This window comes from Streptomyces sp. NPDC060184 (genome assembly GCF_042728795.1).
In the GTDB taxonomy this organism is placed as follows: Bacteria; Actinomycetota; Actinomycetes; order Streptomycetales; family Streptomycetaceae; genus Streptomyces.
Genome location: NZ_JBHWYX010000001.1, coordinates 322,196 through 343,759, shown reverse-complemented (window position 1 = coordinate 343,759; position 21,564 = coordinate 322,196). Strand labels below are relative to the sequence as shown.

Genomic DNA, 21,564 nt, shown 5'->3' with positions numbered 1-21,564 from the left:
TCCGCACGCCGCTCAAACGCGCCCCGGCGCCAGCACATCCAAGCGGCCGTCTCAGGAGTCTCACCATCAGCGGCTCCCATGCAGTCGCATTCCAGTGGCATTTGGAGCATTTATCTTGAAGATCCGCATGAGGGGCATTCGTCGCACGTCCGTCGCGGCGACCGTAACCCTGACGGCCGGTGCCGTCATCGCCGGTGGGGCGCTCGCCACCACCGCGCAGGCGGCCACGGTCCCGACGCCCACCGTCGTCGCGCCCGGCGGGTTCGTGATGAACAACGCCAACGCCGCGACCCTCTACTCCAAGGGCGCCGACACCCGTCGCGCCACCGGGTCCACCACCAAGATCATGACCGCCAAGGTGGTGCTGGCGCAGAAGAACCTCAACCTGAACAGCACCGTCACGATCCAGAAGGCGTACAGCGACTACATCGTCGCCAAGGGCGCCTCCTCCGCGCACCTGATCGTCGGCGACAAGGTCACCGTGCGCCAGCTGCTGTACGGCCTGATGCTGCCGTCCGGCTGCGACGCGGCGTACGCGCTGGCCGACAAGTTCGGTACCGGCACGACCCGCGCGGCCCGGGTGAAGTCCTTCCTCGGCAAGATGAACGCCGACGCGAAGGCCCTCGGCCTGAAGAACACGCACTTCGACTCGTTCGACGGCATAAGCAATGGCGCGAACTACTCGACCCCGCGCGACCTGACGAAGATCGCCAGCAGCGCCATGAAGAACTCGACCTTCCGCGCCCTCGTCAAGACGAAGTCGACGAAGCAGAAGGTCATCACGAAGAGCGGTGGCTACCGCTACATGTCGTGGACCAACACCAACAAGCTGCTGAGCAGTTACAGCGGCATGATCGGCATCAAGACCGGCTCCGGCAGCAACGCCAAGTACTGCCTGGTCTTCGCCGCGACCCGCAACGGCAAGACGGTGATCGGCGCCGTCCTGGCCTCCACCTCCGAGGCCACCCGCACGACCGACGTCAAGAAGCTCCTGGACTACGGCTTCAAGAAGTAGTCCACGGCACCGCACCAGTGCCACGGGAGGGGTCCGGACCGCGCGCGCTCCGCGCACCGGGCCCCTTCCCGCTCCACTCCCGCTGTGCTCCACGACCCTTGTCCGAAAGGGCCTCCTCACGTGACACCCCCTTCCCGCGTACGGCTCCGCTCCGTCGCGGCCCTCTCCGTCGCGGCGACCTCCTGCACGCTGCTCTCGGCCATCGGCGCCACTCCGGCGGCGGCGGCCACGGTGGTCTGCAAGACGAACTACTTCACGCGCACCTACTACGCGAACACCACGTTCGCCGGGACGCCGAAGAAGACCGACTGCGACAACGCGATGGACCAGAACTGGGGCAGCAACGCACCCATATCCGGTCTGCCGAAGGACAACTTCGCCGTCCGCTACTCCGTCACCCGCGACTTCGGCGGCGGCGGCCCCTTCACCCTCGCCGCCTCGGCGCGCGACGGCGTGCGGGTCTACCTCGACGGCGTGCGGAAGATCGACATCTGGAAGAACGGCTCGGCCACCGTGTCGAAGTCGGTCAACCTCACCATCCCGTCCGGCAAGCACACCCTGCGCGTGGACTACGTGAACTGGACGGGCGCCGCCAACGTCAAGTTCGGCTACGCGCCCCGCACGTCGAAGACGTACGACAAGGTCAAGCCGCGCACGCCCACCGGCGTGAAGGCCGTCCACGACACCGCGTCCGGCAAGGTGAAGATGACCTATCCGGCGAGCGTGGAGATGGACCTCGCCGGGTACCGGATCTACCGCCGCCTGGCCGGCACCACCACGTACACCCAGGTCGCCGCGGGCGGGGCCACCAGCTACACCGGCCTCAACCCCGAGCCCGGCAAGACCTATTACTACGAGGTCCGCGCCGTCGACAAGGCCGGGAACGTCTCCACCGGCTCGGCCGACGTCCCCGTGGTCTCGCCGCTGATGACCACCCCGACCGGCCTCGCCGCGACGGGCACGGACGCCGGCATCACGGTGACGTGGAAGCCGGTGGCGGGCGCGACCCACTACGCGCTGATCCGCACCGGCAACAACACCACCGTCACCAAGAGCGTGACGGGCACCTCCTTCACCGACACCGCCGTCACCCGCTCCACCGTGTGGCAGTACCGGGTCGCCGCCGTGGACGGCGCGGGCCGCACCTCCGCTTACACCGCCGCGAACAACCCGCCGGCCGCCGCGTACCGCCTCGTCGCCGCGCCGCACGAGGTCACCGCGCGACCGGCCATCACCTCGGTCACCCTCACGTGGATCAAGGAGAGCGCCGACGGCTCGGTGTACGACTACCACGTCTACCGCTCGAAGAGCCTGCCTCTGGACGCGACGGCGGAGCTCGCCCGGTGCACCACCACGTCGAAGCTGCTCGCGGACGGCCGCCGCCAGTACACCTGCACCGACAGCTTCCCGGCGGCCGGCACCACGTACCACTACGCGGTGAAGGCGTTCGACAGCAAGTCGAAGGAGTCCGTGGCCTCCCCGACCGTCACCACCACCACGCTCACCGCCGACACCACGCCCCCCGCGCCGGTCACCGACCTGGCCGCCGAGGCGACCGACTACGGCGTCGAGCTGCGCTGGCACGTCGGCAGCGAGCCCGACATCAAGCGCCAGCGCGTCCTGATCGGTGAGCTGGTCACCGACGAGGAAGAGGGCACCTCGGTCTGCTACGCGGTGTCGTCCGAGTACGTCGGCCCCACCGTCACCTCCTACCGCGACGTCCGGCTCCCCGACGGTGAGGAACGCTGCTACTTCGTCGACGTCGAGGACCAGTCCAACAACCACAGCATGGTGGACCCCGAGATCAACCCCGTCGTGACCGTCACCGAGCGGGACCTGACCCCCACGGTCGCGACCCCCGAGGGCTCCCCGGTCACCGTCACCGGCACGCCCGTCCTCACCGGCGGCGTCCTGCTCGACTGGCAGTCGGCCGGGGACGCCACCGGCTACACGGTCGAGCGCTGGAACCCGGTCACCGGGGCCTACGAGGCCATCCCGGACGCCCCGTCCCCGTACGGCGCCACCTCCGTCACCGACCGCACCGCCGTCGCGGGCACCACGCACTTCTACCGCGTGACCGCCCTCTACGCCGACGGCACCGCCTCCGTTCCCGGCACCGCCTACGTGGTGCTGGCCCCGGCCGCGTGAGCTGACCACCGGACGGTACGGACACCCCGAGGGGCCCCGCGCGAAGGATCGCGCGGGGCCCCTCGGCCGAGAACACCTCAGCGTTTTCCGGCGCGGCGCTTCCTCACCACCACAAGCACCAGCGCGCCTGCGGCCCCGGCGAGCAGCGCGCCGCGTCGGCGGCCGACCGCCCGCTGGGCACGCCCGGCCCGCTCCGCGAACGCGTCCGGGGTCTTCTCCTCGACCCTCGCGGCAAGGGACGTGGCGACCGCGCCGATCCGGTCCTTGGTGCGCACCGCCTTGTCCACCACCGGCGGCGGAAGCTTCTCCCGCGCGCCCCGGGCGATCCGGGCGGCCCGGTCCCTGGCCGACGCCGCCTTCTCCCGCCCCTGGGTCCGGGCGTCGGCGGCCTTCTCCCGCATCTGGACCTTGGCATCCATCGCCGCCAGCCGTGCCTGGACCCTGGCCTGGTCCGCCGTGGCCTGGGCATGGACCTTGGCGTCCTCGGCCTTCCGCTGGACCTGTGCCTTCACGTCCGCCTTGGCCGCCAGGGCTTCGACGGTCTGTCCGAGCTGCTCGCGCGTCGCCTCCGCCTTCGCCCGCGACTCCTCGGGGGTCGGGGATTCGTCGTGCGAAGACCGGGACTGGGGCATGTCGTTCATCGGTGCGCCTTCTCCTTGATCTCTGCCGTGTCGGCCTTGACGTCGTCGATGGCCCGCTCGGGCTTGGGGGGAGTGGCCAGGGCTATCGCCTTCTTGCCCTTCAGGGCCAGGCCGGCCGTGCCCGGGACGCGTCCGCCGGTGCGCTCCTGGCGCCGTCCGGTCCGCCGATGCCGGTACGGGCCCCGTTCCCGCGAACGTGCGGCCCGGAAGGGTGTTCAACCGTGCTCATGGCCGTTCGCCGCCTTCCCCGCGGCGCGGTACCCGGAAGGGAGGAACCACGCGCCGCACAACACTGGATTGTCATGAATGGGCCATATCGCGCGTACCCCCCACGGCGCGCCGTATGCGCGCTCCCGCCCGCGCGCCCGGTGCCCCCGGTCGGCCGGGGCCCGGGTCAAGGGTTCAGCCGAGCCGGCGACGGTCCTCCTCGGACCACGTGGAGGTGTCGCGCGGTTCTACGTACGGCTCCTCGGTCTCCGGGAGCCCGCCGACGATGGCCCGCTCCCGGCTCAGCTCCGCGTCGAATTCGAGGCCGAGGAGAATCGCCAGGTTGGTGATCCACAACCACACCAGGAACACGATGACCCCGGCGAGGGTGCCGTACGTCTTGTTGTACGAAGCGAAGTTGGCGACGTACAGAGCGAAGCCCGCCGAAGCGACCAGCCAGATCAGCAGGGCCAGGAGACTGCCCGGGGTGATCCAGCGGAATCCCCGGCCGCGGGCGTTGGGTGCGGCCCAGTAGAGGATCGCGATCATCAGGATGACGAGGACGGCGAGTACGGGCCACTTCGCGATCGACCACACCGTCAGCGCGGTGTCCCCGAGGCCGAGCGTCTCACCCGCACGGCGGGCGAGGGGACCGGTGAAGACGACGATCAGCGCGCTGATCACCGCCATCACCATCAGGACCACGGTCAGCACGAAGCGCAGCGGCAGCACCTTCCACACCGGGCGGCCCTCGGGCAGGTCGTAGACGGCGTTGGAGGAGCGGATGAACGCCGCGACGTAGCCGGACGCCGACCAGACCGCCAGCACCAGGCCCACGACCGCCATGACCGACCCGATGCCGCCGTTGTTCTGCAACTGCTCCACGGCGTCGGTCAGCATGTCGCGGGCCGGTCCGGGCGCGAGCTTCTTCAGGTTGTCCATCACCTTCTGGGTGGTCGACTCCCCGGCGAGACCGAGAATCGAGACCAGCACCAGCAGGGCCGGGAAGAGCGCGAGGACGCCGTAGTAGGTCAGGGCCGCCGCCCGGTCGGTCAGCTCGTCGTCCTTGAACTCCTTGCCCGTCCGCTTCAGCACCGCCCACCACGAGCGCTTGGGCATGCCGGTCGGGCTGTCGGGGGCGTTGGCCTCCACCTCAGGACCGGGGCCGACGTTCTCGGCCCCGGGATCGGGCCGGCGCTGCGGGGAGGGAGCCTCGGCATCCCGGCGCCCGTCGGCGCGGTGGTGTCCCGCGAGGTGGTGCCCGCCGGGTTCTTCCTGGTCATCGGGTGATTCGGGGGTCGGTGCCATGCATCACGAGTAACCCCGGCACCGGATCGGAAACGATCCTGCGTCCGCACCGGTGAAGCGGCACGCCAACCGGCCCAGCCCGTACGTGCGGCGGGGGGCGCCCTGCGGTTCACCACTGGTCCGGGTTCGTGCGGAACACCCCCGACGGATCCGCCGGGCCCGCCGCCCCGGTCGCGTCTGTCAGGGTCGGACCTCATGGACTGTGTCTTCTGCGCTCTCATCCGGACCGGCTCCGCCTCATGGGTCACCCGTGGGCCGGTGGCCTCCGCCTTCGCCCCGCTCTCGCCGATCGCCCCCGGCCACACCCTGGTCGTCCCCACCTCGCACTTCGCCGACCTCTTCGACACCCCGCCGACGGTCCTCGCGGAGACCACGGCACTGGTGCGGCTGGTCGCCGACGGGATGCGGTCCGCGCTCCGGGCCGACGGGGTCAACATCCTCAACGCCAGCGGCCCGGGCTCCGAACAGTCCGTGCCCCACTTGCACTTCCACGTGATCCCCCGGTGGATCGGCGACGGCTTCTCGACCTGGCCCGGCGGACGTTCGCAGCACCAGGTCGACGGCGACCCGGTCGCGCGGCTCGCCTCGGCCGTCGCCGGGTGACCGCCCTCCGTGCGTTCGCCCGTCCGCTGGTCGAGGCCGTGCTCTAATCGCCGGATGACGACGATCGACTCAGCGCTGATACGACGGTGGCTGAACGGCTGGTCCGTGGCCCGCTCCCTGCCCGAGGCCGAGCCGGTCGAGCCCGCCGGGGACGGTCTGCGGTCCGAGTACGGCCAACCCGGCCGCGAGGTGGAGGTGTTCGCGCTCCGGGCGGACGAGGAGCCCGACTCCTTGGTACGGCTGGCGGCAGCGGTCGCCGCGGCGACCCGGACCACCTGGCTCACGGTCCCCACGCTGCGCCCGGAGACCGTCGAGGAGGTCTTCGGCGCCGCCCGACTGGAAGTGCTCCAGCGGTCGGAGTGGCTCATGACGACCGACCTGACCGGGCACCCGCAGCACGCGCCCGCGGCGCCGTACGAACGCGAGCTCCGCACCGACGGGCCGGTCACGGTCGTCACGTTCCGTACGCCCTCCGGAGAACTGGCGGCCAACGGCACCATCGCCGTGGCCGGCACCGACGCGACCGCCGATCGCATCGAGACGTACGCGGGACACCAGCGGCGCGGCCTGGGCAGCGCCGTGATGAGCGCGCTGGCGGAAGCGGCCGTTGCCCAGGGCGCCCGTACCGGACTGCTCATCGCCAGCCAGGAGGGCCAGCGCCTCTACTCCTCGCTGGGCTGGCGCCGCGCGGCCGACGTCCTGGTCGCCCGGGGGCCGGCGGCGCCCGCCCAGGGGTAGGACCACTCCGCCCCGGCCCCATCCGCCCCCGCACACGGCGCCGTCCTCACAGCGGCGGCGCCGCCGCCCTGGACTGCGGGCCGCTCAGGACGCGGGGTCCTCCGAGCGGCACAACTCCGCGCCGAAGGCGGCCCAGGCGGCGGGCGCGACGACGATCACCGGCCCGTGGGGGCGCTTGGAGTCGCGTACGGCCACGGAGCCGGGGACGTTGCGGGCGACCTCGACGCAATCGCTGTTCATGCTGCTGAAACTGGACTTACGGAAGTGGTACGGCTTCAATTGCTCATTTCCTTCGCAAGGTCGTCGATGAACTGAACCGAGTCGTACGGTGACAGACTCATTCGCGCCGCTTGGTTGAACAGGTTAACGAAGACTGCACTCTCTTCCGCGTCCTCAACCCAGATCGTGGAACGCGGAGTATCCATGTGTACAACGTCGACCGCCTCGTCCTCCCCGAAGGACAGGACGTTGAAGGGTCCGCCCACGCACGGATGACCACCCGCCCGGAACGGGAGTACCTGAATGGCTACGTTCGGAAGCTCGGCCAGCTGACACAAGTGCGCGAGCTGTCGAGCCATCACAGCTGGCCCACCCATCAGTTGGCGAAACGCAGCCTCCCAGATGACCGCATGGATGCGCAGTGGAGCATCACCGTACAACTTCAGCTGACGCTTCGCCCTGTTGGCAACAACGTCCTCGATTCCGTCGATGTCGTCCCACGACATGTCTGCCACGCCCAGAGCTCGCGTGTACTCAGCTGTCTGAAACAGACCGGGGACCAACGCCAACTGCCACTGCCTGACTCGCACAGCAGCGTCTTCCATCGCGATGTATTCCATCTGCGTGGCCGTGGTCGGAGTGTCGTTCCACCAGCCCTTGACCTTTCGCCGCTCGCGATCGGTCTTGGCCAGCTCCAAGAGGTGCGCCACGACCTTCGGATCATCGACTCCGTACGCTGCGCAGAGAGCCGAGATATCCGGATCGCGCATGGGCACCCAGCCGCTCTCCATCTTTACGACCTTGGTCTGGGTCGCACTCAACGCTTCCGCTGCCTGCTTCTGCGTCTTACCGGCCGCGCCCCTCAGTCGCTGAAGCTCTCCGCCCAGCCGTCGCCCGAGAACGGTGGAGACCCGGTTGCCCGCTGCTCGCCTGCCGGATGCCTGCATGTCGCCTCCCAATGAACGCCACCAGTTTCGCAGCAGGTTGAGACTCGGAACACCGCCTCACTCGAACGGGGAATATAGTTCCCGGAACCTTGAGTGCCGGACATCTAGGGCGCTACGTTCGGTACTCCACCGCTCGCACAGCGAGGCCACCGGCGGAAGTGCACCGTCCTGCCCTGCGCCGGATACGTACCGGCCCAGGCGCCCCGGCACGGCATCGCCACCGCCCGTTTCCACGGAGGTACGTGTCCATGACGCCCGCCCAGGAAATCCCCGCCCCCGAACCCGTCCTCCATGAAGACGTGCTCAGTTACACGCCCACGCCCGGCAGCGTCAGGCTCAGCCGGCGCCGGGCCGCGCGGCTCGTCGCGGAGTGGGGGCATGAACACCTGGCCGACGACGTGGCGCTGCTGGTCAGCGAGTTGACCACCAACGCGGTACTGCACGGCGGCGTACAGGGCCGCCTCTTCCGCGTACGCCTCCTGCTCACCGCGACCACTCTGCGGATCGAGGTCAGCGACGCGCGGGCGGAACGGCTGCCCGACACCCGCAAGCCGGTGGACACGGACTGTTTCGGGCGGGGGCTGCTGATCGTGGCGAACCTCGCCGACAAGTGGGGCATCGAGCGCCGTACGGTCGGCAAGACGGTGTTCGCCGAGGTGTCCCTCGCGGGGAAGACCGGGCCCCTCTTCCTCCCGTAACTCCGCCTCCCGCCTCCCGCCTCCCGCCTCCCACTTTCCGCCTCCGGAGACGGAAAGTGGGCCCGCACGCTGCTGCGCGCGGGCCCACCTCGTAGGACGTCCGGGCCGTCAGGCCCAGGTGATCAGGCGCTTCGGCTGCTCCAGGATCGCGGCGATGTCCGCGAGGAATCTCGACCCGAGTTCGCCGTCGATCAGACGGTGGTCGAACGACAGCGCCAGCGTCATGACGTGACGGGGCTTCACCTTGCCCTTGTGGACCCACGGCTGGAGCTTGATCGAGCCGACCGCGAGGATCGCGGACTCGCCCGGGTTGAGGATGGGCGTGCCGGTGTCGACGCCGAATACACCCACGTTGGTGATGGTGAGCGTGCCGCCCGCCATCGCCGCCGGGGAGGTCTTGCCCTCGCGGGCCGTGGTGACCAACTCGCCGAGCGCACCGGCGAGTTCGGGCAGGGTTTTGTCCTGCGCGTCCTTGATGTTCGGCACGATCAGTCCGCGCGGGGTGGCGGCGGCGATGCCCAGGTTCACGTAGTGCTTCTGGACGATCTCCTGATTCGCCTCGTCCCAGGCGGCGTTGACGCCCGGGTTCCGCTTGACCGCGACGAGCAGGGCCTTCGCGATGAGGAGCAGCGGGTTGACCCGGACCCCGGCGAGGTCCTTGTCCTCCTTCAGCTCCGCGACGAGCTTCATCGTGCGGGTGATGTCGACCGTGACGAACTCGGTGACGTGCGGCGCGGTGAAGGCGCTGGTGACCATCGCCTGCGCGATGGCCTTCCGGACCCCCTTGACCGGGATACGGGTCTCCCGCGCACCCGGGACCGCGGCCACCGGCTGCGGCGCCTCGGCCGGAGCGGTGTCGTACGGCGCGGTCTCGAACGGCAGGTTCCCGGCGGGCGGCTCCGTCGGCGCGGCCTCGACGACCGCGGGTGCCGGAGTCGCGGCGGCGTGCACGTCGTCGCGGGTGATGACACCGTCCGGGCCGGTCGGGGTGACCTGCGCCAGGTCGATGCCGAGGTCCTTCGCGAGCTTGCGGACCGGGGGCTTGGCGAGCGGGCGGCTCTTCGCCACCGCCTTCACCGCTCCGGCGCCCTGGCCGTTCAGCTCGCCCTGGACCGCCTGGACCGCCGCGGCGGCGGGCTGCTCGGCGCCCTTGCGGGGGCGGCGCTTGGTGGAGCTCTCGGAGACGCCGTAGCCGACCAGGACGGACTGGCGGCCCTTGGGCGCCTCCTCCGCGGCCGGGGCGGCGGCGGGCTCCTCCGGAGCGGTCACCGCCTCCTGCGCGGGGGCGTCGGCGGGGCCCGAACCGGGCGCCACGTCCACCGCGATGATCACCTGGCCCACGTCGACCGTGGTGCCCTCGGGGAAGCGCAGCTCGTGCACCACCCCGTCGAACGGGATCGGCAGCTCCACGGCGGCCTTCGCGGTCTCGACCTCGCAGACGACCTGGCCGTCGGTGACGGTGTCGCCGGGCTGGACGAACCACTTGAGGATCTCCGCCTCGGTGAGCCCCTCGCCCACGTCGGGCATCTTGAACTCGCGGAAACGGACCGTTGTGTCGGTCATCGTCACGACCCCTCTCCTCAGTACGCCAGCGAGCGGTCGACGGCGTCGAGCACCCGGTCGAGACCCGGCAGGTACTCGTCCTCCAGCCGGGCCGGCGGGTACGGCACGTGGTAGCCGCCGACCCGCAGGACGGGTGCTTCGAGATGGTAGAAGCAGCGCTCGGTGATCCGGGCGGCGATCTCGGCGCCGGAGCCGTAGAAGACCGGGGCCTCGTGCACGACGACGAGCCGGCCGGTCTTCTCGGCCGAGGCCTGGATGGCGTCGAAGTCGATCGGGGACATCGACCGCAGGTCCAGGACCTCGACCGACTTGCCCTCCTCCTCGGCCGCCGCGGCGGCCTCCAGGCAGACCTTCACCATCGGCCCGTACGCGACGAGCGTGAGGTCGCTGCCCTCGCGGACCGTGACGGCGCGGTGCAGCGGGACCGGGATGGCCTCGGTGTCGACCTCGCCCTTGTCCCAGTAACGCCGCTTCGGCTCGAAGAAGATGACCGGATCGTCGGACTGGAGAGCCTGCTGCATCATCCAGTAGGCGTCGTGCGCGTTCGACGGCGAGACGACCTTCAGACCGGAGACGTGCGCGAACAGCGCCTCGGGCGACTCGCTGTGGTGCTCGACCGCGCCGATGCCACCGCCGTAGGGGATGCGGACCACGACGGGCAGCTTGATCGTGCCGAGCGAGCGGGCGCGCATCTTCGCGAGCTGCGTGACGATCTGGTCGTACGCGGGGAAGACGAAGCCGTCGAACTGGATCTCGACGACGGGACGGTAGCCGCGCAGGGCCAGACCGATCGCGGTGCCGACGATGCCGGACTCGGCGAGCGGGGTGTCGATCACCCGTCCCTCGCCGAAGTCCTTCTGCAGCCCGTCCGTGATCCGGAAGACGCCGCCGAGCTTGCCGACGTCCTCACCCATGATCAGGACCTTGGGGTCGGTGTCGAGGGCATGGCGCAGCGACTCGTTGAGCGCCTTCGCGATGGACATCTTTTCCGCGGCCACGGTCAGTTCCCCTCCTCGACGAACGATGCCTGGTAGGCGATGAACTCGGCCCGCTCCTCGTCGACGAGCGAGGAGCCGTCGGCGTAGACGTGGTCGAACATCGCCATCGGACCGGGGTCCGGCATGGCGCGGACGGCCTCGCGCACGCCCTTGCCGAGCGCCTCGCTCTCCGCCTCCAGGGCGGTGAAGAAGGCCTCGTCCGCGAACTTCTGCTTCTCCAGGTACGTGCGCAGCCGCAGGATCGGGTCCTTCGCCTCCCACGCGACGCGCTCCTCGTCGGCCCGGTACTTCGTCGGGTCGTCGGAGGTGGTGTGCGCGCCCATGCGGTAGGTGAACGCCTCCACGAGGGTGGGGCCCTCACCCCTGCGGGCCCGCTCCAGCGAGGCCTTGGTCACCGCGAGGCAGGCGAGCACGTCGTTGCCGTCGACCCGGACGCCGGGGAAGCCGTAGCCCTGGGCGCGCTGGTAGAGCGGCACCCGGGTCTGGCGGGCGGTGGGCTCGGAGATCGCCCACTGGTTGTTCTGGCAGAAGAACACGACGGGCGCGTTGTAGACCGCGGAGTAGGTGAACGCCTCGGCCACGTCGCCCTGGCTGGTGGCGCCGTCACCGAAGTACGCGACCACGGCGGAGTCCGCGCCGTCCTTGGCGACACCCATGGCATAGCCGGTGGCGTGCAGGGTCTGCGAGCCGATGACCAGCGTGTACAGGTGGAAGTTGTTGGTGGCCGGGTCCCAGCCGCCGTGGTTCACCCCGCGGAACAGGCCGAGCAGGTTCGTCGGGTCCACGCCCCGGCACCAGGCGACGCCGTGCTCGCGGTAGGTGGGGAAGACGTAGTCGTCGTCGCGCAGCGCCCGGCCGGAGCCGATCTGCGCGGCCTCCTGGCCCAGCAGCGAGGCCCACAGGCCCAGCTCGCCCTGGCGCTGCAGGGCGGTCGCCTCGGAGTCGAACCGGCGGGTCAGCACCATGTCCCGGTACAGCCCGCGCAGCTCCTCGGGGGAGATGTCGATGCTGTAGTCCGGGTGCTCCACCCGCTCGCCCTCGGGCGTCAGGAGCTGTACGAGCTGAGGCTCGGAACTCTGCGGTGCCTTCGCGGCGCTGGTGCGCCTGCTGCTACTGCGTCGCGGCTTACGCGCGGCAGTGCTCTCCACGGTCACGTGCGTGCTCCTCCGTCGGTCCGGACCCCGGGGTCTGCCGGGATACCAGTGCGGCTCGCCTGTGTCCGGACCCGTGCACGGGGTGGGTGCCGCTCGGCCGGGAACAGGCGTGACAGGTGCCCCGGCGAGCGCCCTGTCACAGGCACGTTACCCAGTGGGTCGCATATACGCGAAACCCTCTCTGACCTGCGATTTTGCTTGGATTTCCAAGTAAATCGCGAAAAACCCGAACTCTTGCTGGTCACAGCACTGGTAACAGCCTCGCAGGCGGCCGGAACAACGGCACGTTATCCCGGAGGACCGGCGCAGGGAAGGGCGGAGCGGAGCGGAGTGTGTGAGACTGCGAATGTGTCCGAAGATGGAAAAATCACCGTATTTCTACTCGACGACCATGAGGTAGTACGTCGGGGCGTCCACGACCTGCTCGCGGTGGAGGACGACATCGAGGTCGTCGGCGAGGCCGGGACCGCCGCCGACGCCCTGGTCCGCATCCCCGCCACCCGCCCGGACGTGGCCGTGCTGGACGTGCGCCTGCCGGACGGCAGCGGGGTGGAGGTGTGCCGGGAGATCCGCTCCCAGAACGAGAACATCAGGTGCCTGATGCTGACCTCGTACGCCGACGACGAGGCCCTGTTCGACGCGATCATGGCCGGTGCCTCGGGGTACGTGCTCAAGGCGATCCGCGGCAACGAGCTGCTGAGCGCGGTGCGCGACGTCGCGGCCGGCAAGTCGCTGCTGGACCCGGCGGCCACCGCCCGCGTGCTGGCCCGGCTCCGCGACGGCAAGGACCCCAAGGGCGACGACAGACTCGCCAACCTCACCGAGCAGGAACGCAAGATCCTCGACCTGATCGGCGAAGGACTCACCAACCGGGTCATCGGCGAGCGCCTGCACCTCGCGGAAAAGACGATCAAGAACTACGTCTCCAGCCTCCTGTCGAAGCTCGGCATGGAGCGCCGCTCGCAGGCCGCCGCGTACGTCGCCCGCATCCAGGCCGAGGGCGAGCGCTGAGAGGGCGGAGCCGACGAACCGGCCCGGCCGGGGACCTTGGTCCCGGTGTGCCCGGGGCCCCGGACCCTTACGCACGGGCGGGGCCGCACCGGACAGTGGAGGAATGTCTCCAGAGGAATCGCGCGCCATCGAGTTGCTGGACCGGGTCCCGTACGGCCGGCTGGCGACCAGCAGGCGTGCGCTCCCGCTGCTGGCCTTCGCCCGCCACATCGTGCACGAGGGCCACCTCGTGCTGCGCATGCACGGCGGACTCGGCCACCACGAGGCCTGTGACGGCACCGTCGTCGCCTACGGGGCCGACAACCTGAACACCGCCGCACCGGGCGACCGGGACCTGTGGGCCGTGCAGTTCACCGGCACCGCCGAGCTGCTGGAGCCCTCCGCCGACCAGCGCGCCCGCTTCGGCGCCCTGCCCGCCGAGGTCAACGGCGAGGCCTACGCTCCGGTCTACCTCCGGCTGCGTCCGCAGTTCGCCTCAGTGCACACTCTGGGCTGGATTTCAAGTCCGCATCCGGGGCACGTGGGGTGATCTACCATCTGGTAAGTGCCGCGCTCATATGTAACCCACCCTCCCCAGCCTCCGGTCGGCGAGGTCATGCGCCGCTATCCCGCGGTCGGTGAACCGCTCGCCTGCGAGCCGATCACCAAGGGACTTCTCAACCACGGATACCGCGTCTCCACCACGCGCGGCGCGTACTTCCTCAAGCACCACCTCGACAAGCAGCACCTGGACGACGCCACCGGCGAGCGCTCCCTCATCGCCCGCCAGCACCGGGCCACCATGCGCCTCCAGTCGATCGGCGTCCCCGTCGCACCGCCGCTCGCCGACGCCGACGGCGAGACCGTCACCGTCATCGACGGCCACTGCTTCGCCCTGCACCCCTGGGTCGACGGCCGCCACCGCGTCGGCGCCCAGCTGACCCCGGACCAGTCCCAGCGTCTCGGGGCGCTCCTCGGAGCCGTACACACCGGTCTCGAACAGGTCATGGGCCCCGGCGGCGGCACGCCGGCCACACGGCGCGGACACGGCAGCCCCGACCCGGCCGACACCTTCGCCCTCATCGACGAACTGCTCGACGCCGCACGCGGCGTGCGCCCCCGCGACACCCCGCTGGACGCCTTCGACGAACTCGCCGTGCACCGCCTCGTCGAGCGCCGGGCCCTGCTGGAACGCCACGCCCACCGCCGCCCGCCCACCCCCGTGGGCCCCGCACACGGCTGGGTGCACGGCGACTTCCACCCGCTGAACCTGCTCTACCGGGGCAGCGACCCCGTCGCGATCGTCGACTGGGACCGGCTCGGCGTCCAGCCCCGCGCCGAGGAGGCGGTCCGCGCCGCGGCGATCTTCTTCGTCCAGCCCGCCGGAAAACTCGAACTCGACAAGGTCAAGGCGTACGCCCGCGCCTACCGCGAGGCCGCCGGGGTCAGCTCGGCGGAACTCGCCGCCGCGGTGCACCGGGTCTGGTGGGAACGGCTCAACGACTTCTGGATACTGCACTGGCGCTACGCCCTGGGAGACCGAAGGGCCGACCCGCAGTTCCCTGCGGTGTCGGCCCTGGTGGTGTGGTGGACCCGCGAATACGAGGCCGTGAACGAGGCGTTCACGGGCTGAGCGCCCCGCACCGGACGGGCGGGGCGCTCGACGGGGCTCCCGGGGTGAGCTGTGGCGGCCCGGTCAGGGGATGAGACCGGTGGCGCCCGCGGACTCGGCGGAGCCGGTGGGCTCCGCGGTGCTGCCGGTGTCGCCCGCACCCGCCGCCGCGTCCCCGTCCGCACCGTCGTCCGTCGGCTCCGTGGTCGGCTCCTCGGACGTGTCGCCCGTGGGCTCCCCGGCGCCCCCGCCGTTCGACGTGGCGGGCGCCTCCGTGGTCTGCGTCGGCTTCGGGGTGTACGACCCCTGGGTTTCGGTCGGCGTCGGCGTCCAGGTCGGGTCCTGGGACCACTGCGACTGCCCGCCCGAGGAGTCCTCGGGCTCCTGCGACTCCTCGGTCGGCTCGTCACTGGGCTCGGCCGAGGTCTCGTCCGGGGACGGCGAGCTCGACGTGGTCGGCTCCACCCGGCCCGTGCCGGGGTCGTCGCCGCCCGCCGCGTTGACCGCGAGCGCGACGCCGATACCGATCGCGACCAGCGCCAGCACCGCGAAGAGCCACATCTTGCTCTTGCCGCCGCCGTTGCCCTGGCCGCCGTTGTAACCGCCGTTGCCGTAGCCGCCGTAGCCGCCGTCGTCCGGGTTCGCCGGAGGCAGGATCGGCCCCTGCGAGGTGTCCCCGTGCGACCCGTAGCCGCCGGCCCCCATCACCTGGGTGGCACCCGCGAAACCCTGCGCCGGAGTGTGGCCGCCGTCGTACCCGACCGGTCCGGTGTTCCACGTGCCGGTGTGACCGCCCTGCACCTGGAGCATCTGCAAGCCGTACTGGACCAGCCCGCGCATCTCCTCCGCGCTCTGGAACCGGTCGTCCGGCTCCTTCGCGAGCGAACGCATCACCAGACCGTCCAGCTCCGGCGGCACCCCGTCCGAGACCTCGGACGGCGGGACCGGGATGTCCTGGACGTGCTGGTACACCACGGAAAGCGGCGTCTCACCGGTGAACGGGGGCCGCAGCGCCAGCAGTTCGTACAGCAGACAGCCGGTCGCGTACAGGTCGGAACGGTGGTCGACGGCCTTGCCGAGCGCCTGCTCCGGGGAGAGGTACTGCGGGGTGCCCATGACCATGCCGGTCTGCGTCATCGTCGACTGCGCGCCGTGCAGCGCGCGGGCGATCCCGAAGTCCATGACCTTCACGGCGCCGGAGTTCGTGATGATGACGTTCGCGGGCTTGATGTCCCGGTGCACGATGCCGTGCTGGTGCGAGTAGGCCAGCGCCTCCAGCACCCCGGAGACGATGATCAGCGCCTGCTCGGGCGGCGGCGCCTCCGCACTGATCAGCAGGTCGCGGATGGTGCGGCCCTCGACCAGCTCCATCACGATGTAGGGGACGGTCTGACCGCCCACGACGTCCTCGCCGGAGTCGTACACGGCGACGATCGCGTGGTGGTTCAGCCCGGCCACCGACTGCGCCTCACGGGTGAACCGCGCCTTGGACACCGGGTCCTCGGCGAGATCGGAGCGGAGCAGCTTCACCGCGACGGTACGTCCCAGACGCACGTCCTCAGCGGCGTAGACCTCCGCCATGCCGCCCCTGCCGAGGCGGTGGGTCATCCGGTAACGGCCGTCCCCGACGACGCCGCCGACGCCCCAGGAGTCGGTGCCATCCGAGACTCCGCCGCCGTTTGCTTCGGAATCGGGTGCCATCAGTCCTCGCCGTCGTATCTGTCCGCGCGTCCGCGGGTCCTCACGGTGCCTGGTTCCTGCAACAGCCGCATGGACGGCTGCATTGCCACGCCACGCTACAGCCTCCACCGCGCCCCTCGGTCCGGAGCGAAACCGGTCATCCGATCGGCGGGCGCGGCGCACGCGCACATTCCGGGCAGTTCCTGTAACGCTTCCGAGACGGTTCGTGTGGTCAGGGTCACGGAACCGGCACCTGGCTTGACGTGTCCCACCCCTCGGGCAGACTGGGCACGTAGTACGGATCTTCGCGGATTCCCGGGGCCCCGGGGCCACTGTTCACCGAAGTTTCTGTTCACCGAAGCTTCGGAGTTCCTGTTCACCGGGCCTTCGGAACGATTTCCGCGATTCCCGCGACATCGGGGTGAGGCGCCGACAGCGCGCCGAGGGGGAGCACGTCATGAGCCAGGACGGTTCGCAGGGCCGCTATGCGGGCGGAGCCGTCGCCGGCGGCCGGTACCAGCTCCGGGATCTGCTCGGCGAAGGCGGCATGGCCTCCGTCTACCTCGCCTACGACGCGGCACTCGACCGCCAGGTGGCGATCAAGACCCTGCACACCGAACTCGGACGGGAGCAGTCCTTCCGCGAACGGTTCCGCCGCGAGGCCCAGGCCGTCGCGAAGCTCCAGCACACCAACATCGTCTCCGTCTTCGACACCGGCGAGGACGAACTCGGCGGCGCCCTGATGCCGTACATCGTCATGGAGTACGTGGAGGGCCTGCCGCTCGGCTCGGTGCTGCGCCAGGACATCGCCGCCCAGGGCGCGATGCCCGCCGACAAGGCCCTCAAGGTGACCGCCGACGTGCTGGCCGCCCTGGAGACCAGCCACGAGATGGGGCTCGTCCACCGCGACATCAAGCCCGGCAACGTCATGATCACCAAGCGTGGCGTGGTCAAGGTCATGGACTTCGGCATCGCCCGCGCCATGCAGTCCGGCGTCACCTCGATGACCCAGACCGGCATGGTCGTCGGCACACCCCAGTACCTCTCGCCCGAGCAGGCCCTCGGCCGCGGCGTGGACGCCCGCTCCGACCTCTACTCGGTCGGCATCATGCTCTTCCAGCTGCTCACCGGGCGCCTCCCCTTCGACGCGGAGTCGCCTCTCGCCATCGCCTACGCGCACGTGCAGGAACAGCCGCCCGCCCCGTCCACGATCAACCGGGCGGTCACCCCCGCGGTGGACGCGCTCGTCGCCCGCGCACTCCGGAAGAACCCGAACGAACGCTTCCCCAGCGCCGCCGCGATGCGCGACGAGATCTTCCGGGTGCTGAACGCCTCGGGCCAGGCCGCCGCCCCGGTGATCGTCGCCGGAGGCCCCGTCAACAGCGGGTCGGGCGTCGGCGCCACGGTCTTCCCGCCGGTCGACCAACAGGCCCAGCCCGGCCCGTACGGCGTCCAGACCCCGTACCCGGCCCACCCGCAGCAGCCCGGCCCGTACGGCGCCCCCACCCCGGCTCCGAGCTACGGCTACCCGCAGGCCGCTCCTCCGGCGTACCAGCAGACCCCGCCGCCGTACGCGGGCGCGGCGACCTCCCCGACCGCGGGCCAGGTGGTCGGCGGCGGTACGGGCTCCGGGGGCGGGGGCGGCAGGTCCCGGCGGAACCCGGTGGTCGTCGGCTCCGTGGCCGTGGCCGGCATCGTCGTCATCGGCCTGATCGCGGCGACGCTCCTCCTCGACGGGGGCGGCGGCGAGGACCCGGCGCCGGGTCCCACCGACGCCACCGGCAGCAGCGCGCCGGCGGTCGCCGGGGAGCACAAGGGTCCCGAGCGCAACCGGACGATGGACACCGACGAGTGCACGGACCCGAGCACGGACGTCCGCGACGCCGACAAGGTCTCCGCACCGGACTTCGTCTACAAGGACCTGCTCTCCGCGAAGGCCTGCGCGGACGCCGCCGGGTGGACCCTCAAGGTGATCGAGGAGCCCGGCAACACCTACGCCGAGGACCAGATCGTCAAGCAGTTCCCGACCGCGGGCACCGCCATCGACCCGGTGAACGCCCACATCGAGCTGAGCGTCTCCACGGGGGACCCCTCCTGAGCCCTGCGTGCCTGCCCGGCCCGCTGTGCCCTGCCGTGCCCGCTGTACCTGCCCGGCCCGCTGTACCTGCCCGGCCCGCAGTCCCTGCCCGGCCCGCTGTTTCGGCCGTCTGTGCGTGGGCCGGATCGGCCGTTCGGGTGGGAGGCGGGTCCGCCGTCACCGTGGCGGATGACATCCCTCCATCCGGGATGCCGGGAATGTGCGGGCGTGTGACGCTGATCCCATGGCTCCAGGTCCTCCTCCCCCGCGGTCTCCGTGGACGTCGAGGTCGGTGGTCTCCCTCCTGCTCGCCATGACCGCCGCGCTGGGCCCGACGGCCGGTGCGGCTGCTTCCCCGTCCCCCCGTACGAGCACCGTCACGCCCTCCGCGTCCCCGGGCCCGGTGCCCCCGGCAACCGCCGGACCCGCCTTCTCCCGCGCTCCCTCCCGCGCCCCCGACCCGCGCGCCGCCCACCGGGCCACACCTTCGCCGGGCGCGCCGCCGTCGTTCTCCCCGGCCCCGCGGGGAGCCCCGCCGTCCGGCCGGGCGGCCTCCGCCGTCTCTCCCGCTCCGGCAGCACCGGCAGCACGGGCCGAGCTCACGCTTCCGGCCACCACCCCGCCCGTCGCTCCGCCGCCGCCCCTCACCCCGACCGGCTCGCCGTCCGCCCCGTCGTCCGCCCAGCCGTCCGTCTCGCCGTCTCCGGGTGAGCAGCCGTTCGCCGGGCGGCCCGCGGGGGAGGGCCGGGTACGCCCCGGCCGTTCGCTCTCCCCCCAGGAGCTCGCGGAGGCCATCGCCGCGCTGGAGGACGAGGAGGCCCCGGCCACCCCGTCCGCGCCCGCCTCCCTCTCCGCCGCGCCGCTCTTCCCCTCTTCCGAGCCCGTACCGGCGACCCGGCCGCACACGCTGGGCACCCGCCCCGCCGAAGGGCTCAGCCCGCTCTCCCTGGGCAGCGGAATCGCCCTGGTCGGCCTCGGACTGGCCTTCCTCGGCGCCCGGATGCGCCGCGCGGACTGACGGGACGGGCGGTACGTACGGGACTCGGTCGTGTTGGTGAACCCTCACCACACGACCCAACCGGGTCCGTGTCCGGCGCGGCGCCGGACGATCCCGGGGGACTGATCACGCATTCAGGTACGTAGGGGACGGTGGATCAAGCCCAAGAAGGGGCACCACCCTTCTGTACGGCGCATGTGCGAGACAATGGCGGCATGGAGATGCCGAGGAATGACCGGTCGCAGGAGCACCCCCAAGTCCTCGTAGTGGGACAGGACGGAATGGCTGTCGGCGGCGGTGCCAGTGGCGACGAGTCCCGCGAGGTCCCAGTGACGGAGATGGTCGAACAGCCCGCGAAGGTCATGCGCATCGGCAGCATGATCAAGCAGCTCCTCGAGGAGGTCAGAGCGGCACCTCTCGACGAGGCCAGCCGCGTCCGGCTCAAGGAGATCCACGCCAGCTCCGTGAAGGAGCTGGAGGACGGCCTCGCGCCCGAGCTGGTGGAGGAGCTGGAGCGCCTTTCGCTGCCGTTCACGGAGGAGTCGGTCCCCTCGGAGGCCGAGCTGCGGATCGCGCAGGCCCAGCTGGTGGGCTGGCTGGAGGGCCTTTTCCACGGCATCCAGACCGCCCTGTTCGCCCAGCAGATGGCGGCCCGCGCCCAGCTGGAGCAGATGCGGCGCGCCCTGCCCCCCGGCTCCGGCGACGACGAGGGGTCCGACGGAGACCCGCACGGCGCGATCCGCTCCGGCCCGTACCTGTAAAGCCGTACGACACGCTCTGGACCAGATCCCGTAGAACAGCGCGCTCGCGCGCAGAGCCCGGACCCGGAAGAGCCCGGTCCCGCACACGATCCGATGTGCGGGCCGGGCTCTCGTCATGCGGGCCGGGCTCCGTTCGCGCGGGCGGGCCAGGCTCGCACGGTCAGGCCCGGTACGCGGGGTCAGACCTGGTTCGTGGCGGGCGCCAGCAGCAGGACCTTGCCGATGTGGGCGCTGGACTCCATCACCCGGTGCCCCTCGGCGGCCTCGGCCATCGGCACCGTACGGTCCACGATCGGGCGGACCACCCCGGCCTCGATCAGCGGCCAGACGTGCTCACGCACCGCCGCCACGATCGCGGCCTTCTCGGCGAGCGGGCGACCCCGGAGCGACGTCGCGGTGACGGCGGCCCGCTTGGTCAGCAGGGCCCCCAGGTTCAGTTCGGCCTTCGCGCCGCCCTGGAGCCCGATGACGGCGAGCCGCCCGTTGGTGGCGAGCGCCTCGACGTTCTTCGACAGGTACTTCGCGCCGACGATGTCGAGGATGACGTCCGCGCCCGCGCCGTCCGTCGCCTTGCGGATCTCCTCCACGAAGTCCTGCTCGCGGTAGTTGATCAGGATGTCCGCGCCGAGTTCCGCACAGCTCGCCAGCTTCTCCGCGCTGCCCGCGGTCACCGCGACCCGGGCGCCGACCGCCTTGGCCAGCTGGATCGCCATGGTGCCGATGCCGCTGGAACCGCCGTGCACCAGCAGGGTCTCGCCGGGGCGCAGATGCGCCACCATGAAGACGTTGGACCAGACCGTCGACGTCACCTCGGGAAGCGCCGCCGCCGACACCACGTCGAGCCCCGCGGGCACCGGCAGCAGCTGCCCGGACGGCACCACGACCTTCTCCGCGTACCCGCCACCGGCGAGGAGCGCGCAGACCTCGTCGCCCACCGCCCAGCCGCTCACCCCGGGGCCCAGCGCGGCGATCCGCCCCGCGCATTCGAGACCCGGGTACACGGGGGCGCCGGGCGGCGGGTCGTAGAAGCCTTGGCGCTGCATGACGTCGGCGCGGTTCACCGCGCTGGAGAGCACCTGCACGAGGACTTCGCCCTCGCCGGGTACGGGATCGGGCACCTCGGTCCAGACGAGCGCCTCGGGGCCACCGGGTTCGGGGATCGTGATCGCATACATGGCCGCGAGGCTACTCCGTACCCCGCCGCGGCA

Annotated in this window: 20 protein-coding genes; 11 read left to right on the top strand and 9 right to left on the bottom strand. The window is 71.1% G+C overall.

Annotation, left to right across the window (positions count from 1 at the left end; translation table 11 throughout):
- The first annotated feature begins 127 nt into the window (after positions 1-127).
- Both ACFWEE_RS01450 and ACFWEE_RS01445 read left to right on the top strand, forming a co-directional pair.
- On the top strand, positions 128-1,015 hold the full coding sequence (locus ACFWEE_RS01450; protein ID WP_386885347.1) for a D-alanyl-D-alanine carboxypeptidase family protein: 888 nt from the start codon (positions 128-130) through the stop codon (positions 1,013-1,015).
- Between the two features lie 120 nt (positions 1,016-1,135).
- Complete coding sequence (locus tag ACFWEE_RS01445; protein WP_386885345.1) at positions 1,136-3,163, top strand: PA14 domain-containing protein; 2,028 nt, start codon at positions 1,136-1,138, stop codon at positions 3,161-3,163.
- Positions 3,164-3,240: 77 nt separating this feature from the next.
- On the opposite strand, the gene ACFWEE_RS01440 is transcribed toward ACFWEE_RS01445, so the two are convergent.
- Together ACFWEE_RS01440 and ACFWEE_RS01435 are read right to left on the bottom strand one after the other, a co-directional pair.
- Positions 3,241-3,804: a DUF3618 domain-containing protein gene (locus tag ACFWEE_RS01440; RefSeq protein WP_386885343.1), complete on the bottom strand. Its 564-nt coding sequence runs from the start codon at positions 3,802-3,804 to the stop codon at positions 3,241-3,243.
- A 402-nt stretch (positions 3,805-4,206) separates the two neighbouring features.
- Positions 4,207-5,319, bottom strand: a complete 1,113-nt coding sequence (locus ACFWEE_RS01435) for a YihY/virulence factor BrkB family protein (RefSeq protein WP_386885341.1) — start codon at positions 5,317-5,319, stop codon at positions 4,207-4,209.
- 195 nt (positions 5,320-5,514) lie between these two features.
- On the opposite strand from ACFWEE_RS01435, the gene ACFWEE_RS01430 reads away from it, so the two are divergent.
- Positions 5,515-5,922 carry an HIT family protein gene (locus ACFWEE_RS01430; RefSeq protein WP_386885340.1) on the top strand — a complete coding sequence of 136 codons (408 nt, stop codon included), beginning with the start codon at positions 5,515-5,517 and terminating at the stop codon, positions 5,920-5,922.
- Positions 5,923-5,976: 54 nt separating this feature from the next.
- Positions 5,977-6,660, top strand: coding sequence for a GNAT family N-acetyltransferase (locus tag ACFWEE_RS01425; protein WP_386885338.1), 684 nt, complete (start codon positions 5,977-5,979; stop codon positions 6,658-6,660).
- Positions 6,661-6,744: 84 nt separating this feature from the next.
- On the opposite strand, the gene ACFWEE_RS01420 is transcribed toward ACFWEE_RS01425, so the two are convergent.
- Together ACFWEE_RS01420 and ACFWEE_RS01415 are read right to left on the bottom strand one after the other, a co-directional pair.
- On the bottom strand, positions 6,745-6,939 hold the full coding sequence (locus ACFWEE_RS01420; RefSeq protein ID WP_386885337.1) for a DUF397 domain-containing protein: 195 nt from the start codon (positions 6,937-6,939) through the stop codon (positions 6,745-6,747).
- Positions 6,936-7,826, bottom strand: coding sequence for a helix-turn-helix domain-containing protein (locus ACFWEE_RS01415; RefSeq protein WP_386885335.1), 891 nt, complete (start codon positions 7,824-7,826; stop codon positions 6,936-6,938). The genes ACFWEE_RS01420 and ACFWEE_RS01415 overlap by 4 nt, the downstream gene beginning before the upstream one ends.
- A gap of 248 nt (positions 7,827-8,074) precedes the next feature.
- On the opposite strand from ACFWEE_RS01415, the gene ACFWEE_RS01410 reads away from it, so the two are divergent.
- Positions 8,075-8,524 (top strand): ATP-binding protein, encoded by a 450-nt coding sequence (locus tag ACFWEE_RS01410; protein ID WP_386885334.1) that lies wholly within the window; start codon positions 8,075-8,077, stop codon positions 8,522-8,524.
- 108 nt (positions 8,525-8,632) lie between these two features.
- On the opposite strand, the gene ACFWEE_RS01405 is transcribed toward ACFWEE_RS01410, so the two are convergent.
- From ACFWEE_RS01405 to pdhA, 3 genes are read right to left on the bottom strand one after another with little or no spacing between them, the layout of a single operon-like run.
- Positions 8,633-10,087 (bottom strand): dihydrolipoamide acetyltransferase family protein, encoded by a 1,455-nt coding sequence (locus tag ACFWEE_RS01405; protein WP_386885332.1) that lies wholly within the window; start codon positions 10,085-10,087, stop codon positions 8,633-8,635.
- 17 nt (positions 10,088-10,104) lie between these two features.
- Complete coding sequence (locus ACFWEE_RS01400) at positions 10,105-11,085, bottom strand: alpha-ketoacid dehydrogenase subunit beta (protein WP_386885330.1); 981 nt, start codon at positions 11,083-11,085, stop codon at positions 10,105-10,107.
- A gap of 2 nt (positions 11,086-11,087) precedes the next feature.
- A complete protein-coding gene (gene pdhA / locus ACFWEE_RS01395; protein ID WP_386885329.1) occupies positions 11,088-12,239 on the bottom strand; it encodes a pyruvate dehydrogenase (acetyl-transferring) E1 component subunit alpha in 1,152 nt (383 codons plus the stop codon).
- A 348-nt stretch (positions 12,240-12,587) separates the two neighbouring features.
- On the opposite strand from pdhA, the gene ACFWEE_RS01390 reads away from it, so the two are divergent.
- The 3 genes from ACFWEE_RS01390 to ACFWEE_RS01380 all read left to right on the top strand — a co-directional run bounded on the left by ACFWEE_RS01390 (position 12,588) and on the right by ACFWEE_RS01380 (position 14,862).
- Entirely contained in the window at positions 12,588-13,250 is a 663-nt protein-coding gene (locus tag ACFWEE_RS01390) for a response regulator (RefSeq protein WP_386885327.1), read from the top strand.
- A gap of 103 nt (positions 13,251-13,353) precedes the next feature.
- Positions 13,354-13,779: a pyridoxamine 5'-phosphate oxidase family protein gene (locus ACFWEE_RS01385; protein ID WP_386885326.1), complete on the top strand. Its 426-nt coding sequence runs from the start codon at positions 13,354-13,356 to the stop codon at positions 13,777-13,779.
- A gap of 66 nt (positions 13,780-13,845) precedes the next feature.
- Complete coding sequence (locus ACFWEE_RS01380; protein WP_386885429.1) at positions 13,846-14,862, top strand: phosphotransferase; 1,017 nt, start codon at positions 13,846-13,848, stop codon at positions 14,860-14,862.
- Positions 14,863-14,925: 63 nt separating this feature from the next.
- Here ACFWEE_RS01380 and ACFWEE_RS01375 read toward each other — a convergent pair whose 3' ends face one another.
- Entirely contained in the window at positions 14,926-16,542 is a 1,617-nt protein-coding gene (locus ACFWEE_RS01375; RefSeq protein WP_386885325.1) for a protein kinase, read from the bottom strand.
- Positions 16,543-16,978: 436 nt separating this feature from the next.
- On the opposite strand from ACFWEE_RS01375, the gene ACFWEE_RS01370 reads away from it, so the two are divergent.
- From ACFWEE_RS01370 to ACFWEE_RS01360, 3 genes are all read left to right on the top strand, one after another.
- The gene (locus ACFWEE_RS01370; protein WP_386885323.1) at positions 16,979-18,619 is read left to right on the top strand and encodes a protein kinase; all 1,641 of its coding nucleotides are present in this window, start codon (positions 16,979-16,981) and stop codon (positions 18,617-18,619) included.
- A gap of 271 nt (positions 18,620-18,890) precedes the next feature.
- Positions 18,891-19,616, top strand: a complete 726-nt coding sequence (locus tag ACFWEE_RS01365; protein ID WP_386885321.1) for a hypothetical protein — start codon at positions 18,891-18,893, stop codon at positions 19,614-19,616.
- Between the two features lie 194 nt (positions 19,617-19,810).
- The gene (locus tag ACFWEE_RS01360) at positions 19,811-20,356 is read left to right on the top strand and encodes a bacterial proteasome activator family protein (protein WP_386885320.1); all 546 of its coding nucleotides are present in this window, start codon (positions 19,811-19,813) and stop codon (positions 20,354-20,356) included.
- A gap of 179 nt (positions 20,357-20,535) precedes the next feature.
- On the opposite strand, the gene ACFWEE_RS01355 is transcribed toward ACFWEE_RS01360, so the two are convergent.
- A complete protein-coding gene (locus ACFWEE_RS01355) occupies positions 20,536-21,531 on the bottom strand; it encodes an NAD(P)H-quinone oxidoreductase (protein ID WP_386885318.1) in 996 nt (331 codons plus the stop codon).
- Positions 21,532-21,564: the final 33 nt, after the last annotated feature.